This window comes from Massilia sp. P2_C2 (genome assembly GCF_056404615.1).
In genome coordinates, this window is the sequence record NZ_JBFUDR010000165.1 from 1 (window position 1) to 13,543 (window position 13,543).

The window sequence follows — 13,543 nt, forward strand, 5'->3', positions numbered from 1 at the left end:
CCGGTGAGCGCAGTGCTCGACGCCCCGCTGGCGTTCGTGAAGCCCACGGTGACGGTCGGCGTCGCGGTCACGGTGCTGCCCCCGGTACCGGTACCGGTGCCGGTCCCGCCCGTACCGCCGGTGCCGGTGCCAGTACCCGTGCCGGTCCCGGTGTTGCTGCTGCCGGTACCGACCGCGCCCGGATTGCCGCCGCCGCCGCCGCACGCGGCCAGCACCACGGCCATCAGCAGGCCGCCCACGCGCACGCCGTGGCGCGTCATGGATTCATGTGTGAAATTCGTCATGTCCTTGCTTCTTGTTGAGTATTCGGGCTGGCCATCAGTGGCCGTTCTGCAGGCGCTCGGCCACGATCTTCGGCGTGATGAAGACGAGCAGTTCCGTCTTCGTGTTCTCGCGCGACGTGGACTTGAACAGGTTGCCCACGACGGGGATGTCGCCGAACAGCGGCACCTTGGTGTCGTTGCGGGTCTCGCTCATCTGGTAGATACCGCCCAGCACCACCGTGCCGCCGTTCTCGACCATCACCTTGGTCTTCACGTGCTGCGTGTTGATGGCGAAGCCAGACGCGGTCGACTCGCCCTTCGAATCCTTGGCCACGTCCACCTCCAGCACCACGTTGCCGTCCGGCGTGATCTGCGGCGTGACTTCCAGCTTCAGGTTCGCCTTCTTGAACGTGACCGACGTGGCGCCGCTGCTGGTGGCCTGCTGGTACGGCAACTCGACGCCCTGTTCGATGAGGGCCGGGACGTTGTCCTCGGTGACGACGCGCGGGCTGGAGATGATCTTGCCCTTGCCGTCCGCTTCCAGCGCCGACAGTTCCAGGTTGAGGAAGCGGTTGGCGGCCGAGGAGAACAGCGAGAACGCGAGGGTCGGCGCCGTCACGCCGCCGATGCCGGCCGCCGGCAGGTTGACCAGCGTGGTGTTGGTGTAGCCATCGCCCTTGTCCGGCGTCTGGCCGGTGATCTGGCCAACGCCCGTCAGGTTGCCGCCGATCGCCACGCGCTGGTTGCCGCTGACCTGGTAGCCGGGGTCGCCGCCGCGGATGCCGCGCAGGTCGGCGAAACCGAGCTTGGCGCCGAGGTTGCGCGAGAAGCCGTCGTTCGCTTCCACGAGGCGCGCCTCGACCAGCACCTGACGGGTCGCAACGTCGGTCTTCAGGATCAGCTTGCGGATGTCTTCGATCTTCGACGCGATGTCGGTCACGAACAGCTGGTTCGTGCGCGGGTCGATGATGGCGCTGCCGCGCTTGGACAGCACGCGGTTCTTGCCGCCGCCGTCGCCGGTCGCCCCGCCGCTCGCATCCAGGCCGAACACGGTGCGGAACGCTTCCGCCTTCTGGTAATTCAGCTGGAAGATCTCGGAGCGCAGCGGTTCCAGTTCGGAGATCTGGGCGCGCTGTTCCAGCTCCAGCTTTTCCTTGGTCAGCAGTTCTTCCTTGGGCGCGATCCACAGGACGTTGCCGTTCTTGCGCATGTCCAGGCCCTTGGCCTGCAGGATCACGTCGAGCGCCTGGTCCCACGGCACGTCCTTCAGGCGCAGCGTGAGGTTGCCGCTGACGGAATCGCTGGTGATGATGTTCAGGCCCGACATGTCGGCGATCGCCTGCAGCGCCTGGCGCACGTCGACGCTCTGGAAGTTGAACGACAGCTTCTCGCCGCGGTAGCCCGCGCCCGCGGGCCCGCCGGCCGGCCGGTTCGGGTCTTCCTTGACGGGCTTGACGTCGATGACGAGCTGGGTGTCGCTCTGGTACACGCTCTGCTCCCAGTTGCCCTGGGTCTCGACGACCATGTGCGTGTTCTCGCCCTGCGGCGTCGTCGTGATGCGCGAGACGGGCGTGCCGAAATCGGTCACGTCGAGGCGGCGGCGCAGGGTAGGCGGCACGCCGGTCTTCAGGAAGTCGACCTGGATCTGGCGGCCGACCTGGCGCACGTCGACCGCGACCTGGCCGTTCGGCAGGTCGACGACGATGYGACCTTCGCCGTTGCTGCCGCGGCGGAAGTCGAGGTCGCGCAGCATCTGCACGGGTGCGGCCGGGGCGGATGCGGCCGCGGCGGGCGCCGGCTGGCCGGAAGAGTCGACGGCGCGCGCGGGCGCACCGGAGCCTTCCACCGTGACGATGACGTTCCTGCCGTCGATGGCGGCAGCGTAGTTCAGCACGCGCTTCAGGTTCAGCACGAGGCGCGTGCGCTCGCCCGCTTGCACGACGTTCACGCCGCGTACGTCGCCCAGGTTGATGTCCTGGGTATTCTTGCCGGTGGCGTTGGCGGTGGCGCCGAAATCGAGCGCGATGCGGGCCGGATTGGTGATCGAGAAGCCGACCGGCAGCTGCGTCAAAGCTTCTTTCATGGCCACCTTGACGACGACGTTGCCGCCCTGCTGGTTGGCGCTGATCGACTCGATCGCGTTGTCCTGGGCCCAGGCCGCGGCCGTGGCGAATGCCAGCAGCACGCCGCCTGCGACGGAAAGGAATCGGGTCATTTGCGGTTCTCCTTGGTTTGCAGCTCCAGCTTCGACATACGCCCGGTCCATTCGCCGGCGGCGTCCTGCACCACTTCGCGGATATCGACGGCATCGTCGCCCACGTGGGTGACGACGCCGAAATTCTGGCCGATGCGCTGGCCTGTCCGGACCTGGTACAGCGAGCGGTCGACCTGCAGCAGAGCATAGCGCATGCCGCCCTTCTCCATCGTGCCGACCATCTGCATGGTATCGAGCGGGTAGGTTTCCAGCTGCTCGCGCGGACGCTGCAGGTCCGGCTGGTTGGGGTTGTTCGAGATCGCCGCGGCACGGGCCAGTTCGCCCAGCAGCTTGTTCGGATTGAACGGGTCGACCGCCTGCCGCGCGCCGTAGGCGTAGGGCAGGAAATCCTTCGGTTCGGGCAGCGGTTTCACGGCCGGGCGGGTGTCGTGCTTGACCTGCTCCATCCAGTCGCGCACTTCGCGCACGTCGGAATCGCCGCAGCCGGCCAGCAGCGTGGCCAGCAGGCCACCCATCACGATGCGGGCGTTCATGGCTTGCCTCCCTTGCCGTCCTTGGCGTCCTTGCCGGTCGCCTTCTTCGCCTTGCGCGCCTTGGCCTGCGCATCCAGTTCGTCCTGGTCGAGGTAGCGGAAGGTCTTGGCGACGGCGTCCAGCGACAGCACGCCGTCCTTGCCGGCCGTGAGCGCGAGATTGTTCAGCGTGACGATGCGCGGCATGCGCGCCATGTCGGCCGCGAATTCGCCGATGTCGTGGTAGGTGCCCGTCACCTTGATGTCGATCGGCAGCTCGGCGTAGTAATCCTTGACGACGACCTGGCCCGGCTTGAACAGTTCGAACTGCAGGCCGCGCCCGAGACCGGCCTGGTTGATGTCGGACAGCAGCGCGGCCATCTCGGCCTTGCTCGGCAACTGCTTTTCCAGGCGCTCGACGTAGCGGTTGACCTGCTGCTGCTGGGCTTCCAGCGCCTCCAGGTTGATCGCCTGCGCCATCTTGGCCTTGTAGTCGTCGCGCAGCTTGAGTTCCTGCGCGGCCAACGCGTCCTGTTCCTCGAACTGGCCGCTCCAGTAAAAGAAGTAGCCGAGGCCGAGCACGGCCGCCATCACGCCGGCTGCACACAACAGGCGTGGCGCCAGCGGCCACAGGCCCGGATGGCGTCCCTGCAGGCCCTCGAATTGGGCCGCCAGGTCGGCGAAAGACTGTTTCAGATCGATGTTCATGACTTGGCTGCACCCGGTTTCGGCATGGCCGGCTTGCCGCCCTTGCCTTCGTCATCGTCCGCGCGGGCGCGCTTGATCGCGACGTTCAACGTGAATTCCACGACCTTGCGCCCGGTCTTGCTCTGCGCGAGCGCGGCGGCGCGCACCTCGGTCAGGTCCGGGCGTTCGAGCCATGGCGAGTTGCCGGACAGGTTGCGCAGCAGTTCCGCCACGCGTTCCTGCGACTGCGCGTAACCGTTCAGCAGCACGCGCTGGCCGTCCTGCTTGAAGCCCTTCAGGTGCACGCCTTCCGGCGTCTGGCGCACCAGTTCGTCGAGCAGGTAGACGGGCTGGTTGCGGTCGCCCTGCAGGTCTTCCACGGCCTGCTGGCGCGCCTTCAGCGCCTCGATCTCGGCCTTCAGGCTGGCGATCTTGCTGATCTTCTTGTCCAGTTCCGCGTTGGCGTCCTTGAGGACGAGATTGCGTTCGTTGTGGATGGCGATGCGGCTCGCGTTGTAGCCGCCGACGAGCAGCACGAGCGCGGCGCCGGCCAGGCCGCCGAGGACCAGCAGCGCCGCGAACGCGGTCTGCTTCTGCTTGCGCTTCGCTTCCCGGTGCGGGAGCAGGTTAATGCGGATCATCAGCCGAACCTCCGCAGGGCCAGGCCGCAGGCGACGAGATAGCCCGGGGCGTCATGGCGCAGCTGTTGTTCGCGCACGTGGGGCCCCATCTGCATGCCCTGGAACGGCGCCACGACGCTTGTGGCGATGCGCGTACGGCCGGCGATGATGTCGGACAGGCCGGGCAGTTGCGCGCTGCCGCCGGCGAGGAGGATCTGGTCGATGCGCGTGTACGGCGTCGACGTGTAGAAGAACTGGATGGCGCGCGTGACTTCCAGCGCGGCGTTCTCCAGCCAGGGCGCCAGCAGGTCGGCACCGAAATTCTCCGGCAGGTCGCCCGCCTTCTTGCGCGCTTCCGCTTCCTCGAACGAGAGGCCGTAGGCGCGCACGATGTCCTGGGTGAGCTGCACGCCGCCGAACGGCTGCTCGCGCTCGTAGACGGTTTCGCCGTTCTGCAGCACGGAGACGTGCGTGGCCTGGGCACCGATCTGGAACAGCGCGACGATGCTGTCCTTCGGCGCCTTGTCCGCGTCGAGCAGGCGTTGCAGCGCGGCGCGCGCGGCGTACGATTCGATGTCCATCACGAGCGCCGTGAGGCCGGCCGCTTCGGCGATGGCGACGCGGTCCTCGACCTTTTCGCGGCGCGCCGCGGCCAGCATGACTTCCATGTCGTCGGGCGAACTGGCGACCGGGCCGATCACGTCGAAATCGAGGCTGACCTCGTCGAGCGCGAACGGAATGTACTGGCTGGCCTCCGATTCGACCTGCACCTCGAGCTGGTCTTCCTGCAGGCCGGCCGGCAGGATGATCTTCTTGGTGATGACGGCGGCCGGCGGCATGCCGAGCGCCGCGTGCTTGATGCGGGTACCGCTCTTCTGCACGACGCGGCGCACCGCGTCCGACACCGCCTCGATGTTTTCGATGTTACCGTCGACGACGGCACCGCGCGGCAACGGTTCCGCCGCATAGCGTTCCAGCCGCAACTCGCCCTTGCCGGCATCGGCCAGCTCGACCAGCCGCACGCCGGACGTACTGATGTCGAGCCCGACCAGTGGCGGGCTCTTCTGTCCGAACAAGGAACCTAGACTGATCACGAGCGCACTCCCTCTCTGCAACTTCTGCGTTCCACGTGTTTCGGAACGACTTGAACGCCCGCTTGGGGAACTGTTGAATGTAGAAATACGATGCACATATATCAGGCACCGTATTGAATCGTAGCAAGTGTGATGTGCGGCGACAAGAAATTTCTGCACGGGAACATATTAGTGCGCAGCATGAAAGCGACACTCCTTTCACTCTGATATCAATCAATCTTGCCGCTCTTTTCACACCTATTGTCCACTTGTCTAGCAGTGCCTCAGATACAAGCGTGACTTATAATGAACTGGATCAATAAAGCGACCGACATTCCGCATGAAAGCATCCCAAAACGGGGCCAGCCCCGCGCCGCAGTCCCCTTCGCCGAAGCACACCCCCAAGCGCATCCTCTTGACCCTCCTCGCGACGCTGGCGGGCCTGGCCGTCTGCGGCGTGCTGGTGGTCGTGTTCGCGCTGGCGATGGCGTATCCAAACCTGCCCGCGCTGGACACCCTCACCGACTACCGGCCCAAGATGCCGCTGCGGATCTTCACGGCCGATAACGTCCTGATCGGCGAATTCGGCGAGGAGCGCCGCACCCTCGTCCACTTCAAGGACATTCCCGACGTGATGAAGAGGGCCGTGCTCGCGATCGAGGACGACCGCTTCTACGAACACGGCGGCATCGACTACTGGGGCATCCTGCGCGCGGCCCTGCACAATGCCACCGGCGGCGCGCGCCAGGGCGCGTCCACGATCACGCAGCAGGTGGCGCGCAACTTCTTCCTGTCGTCCGAACAGACGCTCAAGCGCAAGGCCTACGAGGCCCTGCTCGCCTACAAGATCGAAAAGAACCTCACCAAGGACCAGATCCTCGAGGTCTACATGAACCAGATCTACCTGGGCCAGCGCGCGTTCGGCTTCTCGTCGGCCGCGCAGATCTACTTCGGCAAGGACCTGAAGGACATCTCGGTCGCCGAGGCGGCGATGCTGGCCGGCCTGCCGAAGGCGCCGTCCGCGTACAACCCGGTCGTCAATCCGAAGCGCGCGCGCCTGCGCCAGCAGTACATCCTGCAGCGCATGCACGACCTGCGCTACATCACCGACGCCCAGTACGAACAGGCGAAGAACGAGGAACTCAAGATCAAGACCGACAGCACGGCGTTCGGCGTGCATGCCGAATACGTGTCCGAGATGGCGCGCCAGCTGGTCTACGAACAGTTCAAGGAAGACACCTATACGCGCGGCCTGAACGTGTTCACGACGATCACCAAGGCCGACCAGGACGCCGCCTACCTCGCCCTGCGCCGCGGCGTGATGGAGTACGAGCGCCGCCACCCGTACCGCGGCCCGGAAAAATACATCGAGATCCCGTCCGCCAAAGGCGAGGCCGATGAGTCCATCGAGGCGGAGCTGGCCGAGCACCCGGATTCGGACGACATCGTCGCCGCCATCGTACTGTCCGCGTCGCCCACGCAGGTGAAGGCCGTGCTGGCCTCGGGCGAAGAGATCACGATCACGGGTGCCGGCCTCGCGTTCGCGCGCGATTGGCTGTCGTCGAAGGCCGCGGAGACCCGGCGCGTGCGCCGCGGCGCCGTCATCCGCGTGACGCAGGACGGCGGCTCGACGTGGAGCATCACCCAGATGCCGGAAGTGGAATCCGCCTTCATCGCCGTCAGCCCGGACGATGGCGCGATCCACGCGCTGGTGGGCGGCTTCGACTTCAACCGCAGCAAGTTCAACCACGTCACGCAGGCGTGGCGCCAGCCGGGATCGTCGTTCAAGCCGTTCATCTATTCGGCGTCGCTGGAACGCGGCTTCTCGCCCGCGACCATGATCAACGACGCGCCGATCTCGTTCGACGCCGGCTCGACGGGCGGCCAGGCGTGGGAGCCGAAGAACTACGACAACAAGTACGAAGGCCCGATGTCGATGAGGCGCGGTCTGACCAAGTCGAAGAACATGATCTCGATCCGCATCCTGAACAAGATCGGCGCCCGCTACGGCCAGGAATACGCGACCCGCTTCGGCTTCGACGCGGACAAGAACCCGCCGTACCTGACCCTGGCGCTGGGCGCGGGCGCGACGACGCCGCTGCAGATGGCCGGCGCCTATTCCGTATTCGCCAACGGCGGCTACCGCATCAGCCCTTACCTCATCTCGAAGGTGACGGACGCGGACGGCAAGATCCTGTCCGAAGCGCGCCCGGACCGCGCCGGCGTCGACGCCAACCGCGTCATCGACGAACGCAACGCCTGGCTGATGGACAGCATGCTGAAGGACGTGGCGCGCTACGGCACGGCCGCGAAGGCATCGCAGGTGCTGAAGCGCCCGGACATCGCGGGCAAGACGGGCACGACGAACGATTCGATCGACGCCTGGTTCGCCGGCTACCAGCCGCACCTGGTGGGCATCGCGTGGATCGGTTACGACCAGCCGCGCAACCTGGGCAACAAGGAAACCGGCGGCGGCCTGGCGCTGCCGATCTGGATCGGCTTCATGCAGAAGGCGCTGAAGAACGAGCCGGTGGTGGAACGCCCGGCCCCGGCCGGCCTCGTGCAGTACGGCGACGAGTATTACTATGCCGAGAACCCGCCGGGCACGGGGGTGCAGTCGCTCGACGTAGGGGCCGCGCAGCCGGCGGCGGCGGAGCAGAAATCGCGCGACGCGGTGCGCAACGAGTTGTTTTAACGCGAACGATGCRTTGCGCATAGGGTGGGCACCCCGTGCCCACGCGTGACGCCAACACATCGCGAACGTCACGCGTGGGCGGAGGCCGCCCACCCTACGCGCTGGCTCACCGGAGCTTGACCGGCGCCCCGCCCTGCTCCGTGGCGAAATCGGACAACGACGTGAAAAACTCCGTGTTGTCGCGCGTATTACGCCACTCGTCGCCCACGCGCTTGTAGTGAAAACCGCCCGCGCGTGCGGCGATCCACATTTCCTGCAACGGCGCCTGGCTGTTGACGATGATCTTCGAGCCGTTGTCGACGAACTCGATCTCGAGCACGTTGCCGCTGCGCTTGCATTCGACGTCGACGACGTCCTGCTCGAACAGGCGGTCGAACGCCTGTTCGATCTCGGCCAGCGTGGACTCGGCCAGGTCCAAAAATTCCGATTCGGTCATGCTACACTCCAAGGTCTGCTAATCAAACCGTGATTCTAATCGTGAAGTCCCCATTTGCGCTCCTGACCAGCCTGGCGACCCTGATGGCGCTGTCGGCCTGCGGCCAAACCGGCCCGCTCTACATGCCCAAGCTCCCCGCCCGGTCCGCCGCAGCGCCCACCAGCGCAGCGCCGGCCGGCACGACGAATTCCACGGGCACGGCCATCCGGATCACGCCACCGGCTCCCGCCGCCGGCGTCACACCGCCGGTCGGCAACTCCAACGCCAACAATACGCAAGCCCCGAACCAGCCCCCGCCGGCCACCCAACAGTAAGCACCCGTCAGCAAATAAGCACATCCATGTCGCACTTCACCTACCAAGACGGCGTCCTGCACGCCGAACGCGTCCCCCTGTCCAGGATCGCCACCGAACACGGCACCCCGACCTACGTCTATTCCAAAGCCCAGCTGCTGGAAAACTTCGCCGGCTACGCGCGCCCATGCGCAAACCGCGATGCACTCGTCTGCTATGCGATGAAGGCGAACTCCAACCTGGCCATCCTCAACCTGCTGGCGCAGCAAGGCGCCGGCTTCGACATCGTCTCGGGCGGCGAACTGCTGCGCGTGATCGCCGCCGGCGGCGATCCGGGCAAGGTGATCTTCTCGGGCGTGGGCAAAACCGCGGCCGAGATCGCGCTGGCGCTGGAAAAAGGCATCCTGTGCTTCAACGTCGAGTCGATCCCGGAACTGGACCGCATCAACGAGGTCGCCGGCCGCATGGGCAAGCGCGCTCCCATCTCGCTGCGCGTGAACCCGAACGTCGATCCGAAGACCCACCCGTACATCGCCACCGGCCTGAAGGCCAGCAAGTTCGGCGTCGCGTTCTCGGACGCGCTGGAGACCTATCGCACCGCGGCGAAACTGCCGCACCTGGACGTCGTCGGCATCGACTGCCACATCGGCTCGCAGTTGCTGGACGACGCCCCGCTGCTGGAAGCGCTGAACAAGCTGATCGATCTGATCGACACGCTGGCGCTCGACGGCATCCACCTCCACCACCTGGACGTGGGCGGCGGCCTGGGCATCGACTACGGTACGGGCGAGGATTCGCCGGTACCGATCGCCCACTACGTCGAGCGCGTGTTCGCGCGCGTGGATGCCTGGCGCGCCGAGAAGCATGGCGGCAAGCCGATCAAGGTGATCTTCGAGCCGGGCCGCTCGATCGTCGGCAACACGGGCGCGCTGCTGATGTCGGTGGAATTCCTCAAGCCGGGCGAAGAGAAGAATTTCTGCGTCGTCGACGCCGCCATGAACGACATGGCGCGTCCCACGTTGTACCAGGCCTGGATGGACGTCAAGCCGGTCGTGCAGCGCGCAGGTAGCCCCGTGACCTACGACCTCGTCGGCCCCATCTGCGAATCGGGCGACTGGCTCGCGCGCGATCGCGCGCTGGCCGTGGCGCCGGGCGACGTGCTGGCGATGATGGCGGCGGGCGCCTATGGGTTCACGATGTCCTCGAACTACAATACGCGCGGCCGCGCGGCCGAGGTGCTCGTCGATGGGGACCAGGTGCACGTGATCCGCCGGCGCGAGATGCCGGAAGAGCTGTTTGCGCTGGAAACCATCGTTCGTTGATCGACATGAAAAGGTGGGCTCGGGGAGCCCACCCTACGCAGGATTCAATAATCGGGTCGCACACGCCGTAGGGTGGGCACCCCGTGCCCACCATCACGCAATCACTCCCGTCCTCGTGACCGGTCATCCGGCCACATCTGCGCCGCGCACGCGGCCGCCTGCTCGTTCCAGCGCCCGCCCAGGTCGAGGCAACGTTCCAGCAAGCCATAGCGCGGCCTCCCCATGCCAAAAACGAGCACGAGGGCCAGTACGACGACGATTACCAGCGCGAGGGGCCACTTCATGTCACACAGTATGCATTACGGTCTCCGGTCATGATCGCACGGAAGCAGGGGCAGGAGGTTTTTCGGTGTTGGCGCGCATGCGGGCCACGCTCCACCATACGCGCAACAGCAGCAGCACGCCGACGACAGTGCCCCACACGATGGGCTGTTCGAAGTTGTGCTTGCCCGCCTTCATCCACCAGTAATGCAGGATCGCCAGCGGCGCGATCGCGTAGATCAGCTGGTGCAGCCGGGCCCAGTTGCGGCCGAGCCGCCTGATCATCGCATTCGTGCTCGTCGCGGCCAGCGGCACGAGCAGCACGAAGGCGGCGAAGCCGACCGTGATGAATGGCCGCTTGAGCACGTCCTTCCACATGGCGGCCACGTCGAAGAAATGGTCGAACCACAAGAAGGTCGTGAAATGCATGAAGGCGTAGAAGAACGTATACAAGCCTACCATGCGGCGCAGCCGGACGAGCCAGTTCCAGCCCGTCAGGCGCCGCAGCGGCGTGATGGCGAGCGTGGCGCACAGCAGGTACAGGGCCCAGTCGCCGCTGCCGTGCGTGAGGAATTCGACCGGGTCGACCGGCACGCCGGCCGCCGTCAGCCACGCCATGCGCAGAAACGGCAGCAGGGCCAGCGCGAACAGGACGGCCTTGATCGCCTTGAACTGTCTGGGGGTCGGATTGAATACCATGACGGCCCCGCTCAATAAAACTTCTTGAGATCCATGCCGGTGTACAGCGAGGCGACCTCGTTATAGCCGTTGAACATCAGCGTCTTGCGCTTGGGCGTGAACAGCCCGCCTTCGCCGATGCGCCGCTCCGTCGCCTGCGACCAGCGCGGATGGTCGACGTTCGGGTTCACATTCGAATAAAAACCGTATTCGTCGGGGGCGATACCGTTCCAGGCCGTGCGCGGCTGGTCGCGCAGGAAACGGATCTTGACGATGGATTTAGCGGACTTGAAGCCATATTTCCACGGCACGATGATGCGGACGGGCGCGCCGTTCTGGTTCGGCAGCACCTGGCCGTACATGCCCACGGTCAGCAACGCGAGCGGGTGCATGGCCTCGTCCATGCGCAGGCCTTCCACGTACGGCCAGTCGAGCACGCGGCTCTTCACGCCCGGCATCTGGCTGCGGTCGGCCAGGCTCGTGAATTCGATGAATTTTGCGTTACCCGTCGGCTCGACCTGCTTGATGAGGTTGGACAGCGAATAGCCGACCCACGGAATCACCATCGACCAGCCCTCGACGCAGCGCAGCCGGTAGACCCGTTCTTCCAGCGGCGCCAACTTGACCAGACGGTCGAGGTCGAGCGTCATCGGCTTCTTGACTTCGCCTTCGACCTGCACGGTCCACGGCCGGGTGCGCAGGGTGTGCGCATTGGCGGCCGGGTCGGACTTGTCCGTGCCGAATTCATAGAAATTGTTGTAGTGCGTGGCGTCCTCGAACGGGGTCTGCTTCTCGTTCGTCGCAAACGCCGGKTTGCGCGTGGCGGGCAGTTTTTGCACGGCGTCCTGGGCAAACGCTTCGCGCGTGGCCATTTCCCACAGCGAGGAGCCGGCCACAGCCGTTGCCGCGACTTTGGCAAGGAAGGCGCGCCGGCCCTCGTAGACCTCGCGCGGCGTGATTTCGGACGGGAACGGCAAATCGATGCCGTTCGGATTTTTTCTGATCAACATGGCGGCTCCGGCTGTAAACATTGTTTCTCGCGACATATCAACGTTACACCATCTGCCGCCGTACGGTCGTCCGGGCGTCGATTTGTTACCAATTGCCTCCAACGGACATAATTGGACATATTACAAAGCGGACATCACAGCTTGCCGTACGAGTGCAAGCCCGACAGGAACATGTTCACGCCCAGGAACGCGAACGTGGTCACGACGAGGCCGATCAGCGCCCACCACGCCGCCGCGCGGCCGCGCAGGCCGGACATCAAACGCATGTGCAGCCACGCCGCATAGTTCAGCCAGACGATCAGCGCCCACGTCTCCTTCGGGTCCCACGACCAGTAGCCGCCCCACGCCTCGGCCGCCCACAGCGCGCCCAGGATCGTGGCAACCGTAAAGAACGCGAAGCCGACGGAGATGGCCTTGTACATGACGTCGTCCAGCACTTCCAGCGCCGGCAGGCGGTCGGCCAGGATGCCGTGCGACTTCAGCAGATAGGCCGAGCCGACCATGGCGGCGAGCGCGAACGTGCCGTAGCCGATGAAGTTGGCAGGCACGTGGATCTTCATCCACCAGCTCTGCAGCGCGGGCACGAGGGGCTGGATCTCGGCGGCGTCGCGCGCCACCGTGTACCACAACAGGAAGCCGACCGCGGCCGAGATCACGAGCAGCACGAACGGACCCAGCTGGCGCGTTTTATAACGCTGTTCGTAGTACAGGTAGAACGTCGCCGTGATCATCGAGAACAGGATGAACACTTCGTACAGGTTCGACACGGGGATGTGCCCGACGTCCGTGCCGATCAGGTAAGACTCGTACCAGCGCACCATCATGCCCGTGAAACCCAGCACGACGGCGGCCCAGCACAGCTTCGACCCGACACTGCCGCCGAACGGCGAGCGCGTGAGCAGGCCCAGCCAGTAGAACGCGGTGGAGAACACGAACAGCGCACTCATCCACAGGATCGCGGACTGGCTCGACAACATGTACTTCAGGAAGAATTTCTGGTTGGCGGCATCGAGCGAGCCGCCGTACAACGCCACGGCCCACAGCGCCAGCAGGGCCACGAGCGGCATCAGCCAGCGCACCGGCTTGAACGTCCAGCCGACGAAGGCGAACGTGGGCGCGGCCAGCACCAGGATCGCCTGTTCGTAGATGTCCATGTAGGCGCCAAAGCGGCTCAGTGCGTACAGTGCGGCCGCCAGCAGGCCGGCGCCGAACAGCCAGTCGATGGCCGTGAGGCGCTTGAAAAAGCCGGGCGGCCGGGTGTACGCCTCAGGCGAGCGCGCTTGCGATGCGGATGACATGTCCATGGGTATCTCCTTGATGCTTGCTCTGCTTACTTGCTCTGGTAGCTTACGCCGATTGCGGCAATTTGTTTTTCAGGTCTTCGTATTCGCGCTCGAAGTCGAGCGTCCTGCGTTGCGTGCTCATGGCCATCAGTGCGTGCGCGCCGCCGTCCGGCACCGGCTTCACCCACACCCAGAT

The 13,543-nt window shown here is 65.4% G+C and carries 14 protein-coding genes; 3 read left to right on the plus strand and 11 right to left on the minus strand.

The window, feature by feature from the left end; genetic code table 11:
• From AC1DYX_RS18600 to AC1DYX_RS18625, 6 genes are all read right to left on the minus strand, one after another.
• On the minus strand, nucleotides 1–284 hold a 284-nt coding region (locus AC1DYX_RS18600; RefSeq protein WP_477261482.1), incomplete at its 3' end, for a hypothetical protein.
• A gap of 34 nt (nucleotides 285–318) precedes the next feature.
• On the minus strand, nucleotides 319–2,478 hold the full coding sequence (locus tag AC1DYX_RS18605; protein WP_477261484.1) for a type IV pilus secretin PilQ: 2,160 nt from the start codon (nucleotides 2,476–2,478) through the stop codon (nucleotides 319–321).
• Nucleotides 2,475–3,011 carry a pilus assembly protein PilP gene (locus AC1DYX_RS18610; RefSeq protein WP_477261485.1) on the minus strand — a complete coding sequence of 179 codons (537 nt, stop codon included), beginning with the start codon at nucleotides 3,009–3,011 and terminating at the stop codon, nucleotides 2,475–2,477. Before AC1DYX_RS18610 ends, AC1DYX_RS18605 begins: the two co-directional genes overlap by 4 nt.
• The gene (locus AC1DYX_RS18615; protein ID WP_477261486.1) at nucleotides 3,008–3,697 is read right to left on the minus strand and encodes a type IV pilus inner membrane component PilO; all 690 of its coding nucleotides are present in this window, start codon (nucleotides 3,695–3,697) and stop codon (nucleotides 3,008–3,010) included. The genes AC1DYX_RS18610 and AC1DYX_RS18615 overlap by 4 nt, the downstream gene beginning before the upstream one ends.
• The gene (locus tag AC1DYX_RS18620; RefSeq protein WP_477261488.1) at nucleotides 3,694–4,317 is read right to left on the minus strand and encodes a PilN domain-containing protein; all 624 of its coding nucleotides are present in this window, start codon (nucleotides 4,315–4,317) and stop codon (nucleotides 3,694–3,696) included. Before AC1DYX_RS18620 ends, AC1DYX_RS18615 begins: the two co-directional genes overlap by 4 nt.
• Nucleotides 4,317–5,390 (minus strand): pilus assembly protein PilM, encoded by a 1,074-nt coding sequence (locus tag AC1DYX_RS18625; RefSeq protein ID WP_477261490.1) that lies wholly within the window; start codon nucleotides 5,388–5,390, stop codon nucleotides 4,317–4,319. Before AC1DYX_RS18625 ends, AC1DYX_RS18620 begins: the two co-directional genes overlap by 1 nt.
• 319 nt (nucleotides 5,391–5,709) lie before the next feature.
• On the opposite strand from AC1DYX_RS18625, the gene AC1DYX_RS18630 reads away from it, so the two are divergent.
• Nucleotides 5,710–8,064: a penicillin-binding protein 1A gene (locus AC1DYX_RS18630; protein ID WP_477261492.1), complete on the plus strand. Its 2,355-nt coding sequence runs from the start codon at nucleotides 5,710–5,712 to the stop codon at nucleotides 8,062–8,064.
• A 106-nt stretch (nucleotides 8,065–8,170) separates the two neighbouring features.
• Here AC1DYX_RS18630 and cyaY read toward each other — a convergent pair whose 3' ends face one another.
• Nucleotides 8,171–8,500, minus strand: a complete 330-nt coding sequence (cyaY, locus tag AC1DYX_RS18635) for an iron donor protein CyaY (protein ID WP_477261494.1) — start codon at nucleotides 8,498–8,500, stop codon at nucleotides 8,171–8,173.
• Nucleotides 8,501–8,541: 41 nt separating this feature from the next.
• On the opposite strand from cyaY, the gene lptM reads away from it, so the two are divergent.
• Nucleotides 8,542–8,814 carry an LPS translocon maturation chaperone LptM gene (gene lptM / locus AC1DYX_RS18640; protein WP_477261496.1) on the plus strand — a complete coding sequence of 91 codons (273 nt, stop codon included), beginning with the start codon at nucleotides 8,542–8,544 and terminating at the stop codon, nucleotides 8,812–8,814.
• A gap of 26 nt (nucleotides 8,815–8,840) precedes the next feature.
• On the plus strand, nucleotides 8,841–10,115 hold the full coding sequence (lysA, locus tag AC1DYX_RS18645; RefSeq protein ID WP_477261498.1) for a diaminopimelate decarboxylase: 1,275 nt from the start codon (nucleotides 8,841–8,843) through the stop codon (nucleotides 10,113–10,115).
• A 101-nt stretch (nucleotides 10,116–10,216) separates the two neighbouring features.
• Here the strand turns inward: lysA and AC1DYX_RS18650 are convergent, their stop codons facing one another.
• The 4 genes from AC1DYX_RS18650 to ccsB form a co-directional block, all read right to left on the minus strand.
• Nucleotides 10,217–10,399, minus strand: a complete 183-nt coding sequence (locus AC1DYX_RS18650; protein WP_036239466.1) for a hypothetical protein — start codon at nucleotides 10,397–10,399, stop codon at nucleotides 10,217–10,219.
• A gap of 28 nt (nucleotides 10,400–10,427) precedes the next feature.
• Nucleotides 10,428–11,075, minus strand: a complete 648-nt coding sequence (locus AC1DYX_RS18655; RefSeq protein ID WP_477261500.1) for a protein-methionine-sulfoxide reductase heme-binding subunit MsrQ — start codon at nucleotides 11,073–11,075, stop codon at nucleotides 10,428–10,430.
• A gap of 11 nt (nucleotides 11,076–11,086) precedes the next feature.
• Nucleotides 11,087–12,064: a protein-methionine-sulfoxide reductase catalytic subunit MsrP gene (msrP, locus tag AC1DYX_RS18660; protein ID WP_477261502.1), complete on the minus strand. Its 978-nt coding sequence runs from the start codon at nucleotides 12,062–12,064 to the stop codon at nucleotides 11,087–11,089.
• 134 nt (nucleotides 12,065–12,198) lie between these two features.
• Nucleotides 12,199–13,368, minus strand: coding sequence for a c-type cytochrome biogenesis protein CcsB (gene ccsB / locus AC1DYX_RS18665; protein ID WP_477261504.1), 1,170 nt, complete (start codon nucleotides 13,366–13,368; stop codon nucleotides 12,199–12,201).
• Nucleotides 13,369–13,543 lie beyond the last annotated feature (175 nt).

Bases quoted from the DNA above. Each gene is read 5' to 3' on its own strand.
- AC1DYX_RS18610 (WP_477261485.1), bottom strand. From the start codon at position 3,011: ATGAACGCCCGCATCGTGATGGGTGGCCTGCTGGCCACGCTGCTGGCC.
- AC1DYX_RS18615 (WP_477261486.1), bottom strand. From the start codon at position 3,697: ATGAACATCGATCTGAAACAGTCTTTCGCCGACCTGGCGGCCCAATTC.
- AC1DYX_RS18620 (WP_477261488.1), bottom strand. From the start codon at position 4,317: ATGATCCGCATTAACCTGCTCCCGCACCGGGAAGCGAAGCGCAAGCAG.
- AC1DYX_RS18630 (WP_477261492.1), top strand. From the start codon at position 5,710: ATGAAAGCATCCCAAAACGGGGCCAGCCCCGCGCCGCAGTCCCCTTCG.
- cyaY (WP_477261494.1), bottom strand. From the start codon at position 8,500: ATGACCGAATCGGAATTTTTGGACCTGGCCGAGTCCACGCTGGCCGAG.
- lysA (WP_477261498.1), top strand. From the start codon at position 8,841: ATGTCGCACTTCACCTACCAAGACGGCGTCCTGCACGCCGAACGCGTC.
- AC1DYX_RS18650 (WP_036239466.1), bottom strand. From the start codon at position 10,399: ATGAAGTGGCCCCTCGCGCTGGTAATCGTCGTCGTACTGGCCCTCGTG.
- AC1DYX_RS18655 (WP_477261500.1), bottom strand. From the start codon at position 11,075: ATGGTATTCAATCCGACCCCCAGACAGTTCAAGGCGATCAAGGCCGTC.
- ccsB (WP_477261504.1), bottom strand. From the start codon at position 13,368: ATGGACATGTCATCCGCATCGCAAGCGCGCTCGCCTGAGGCGTACACC.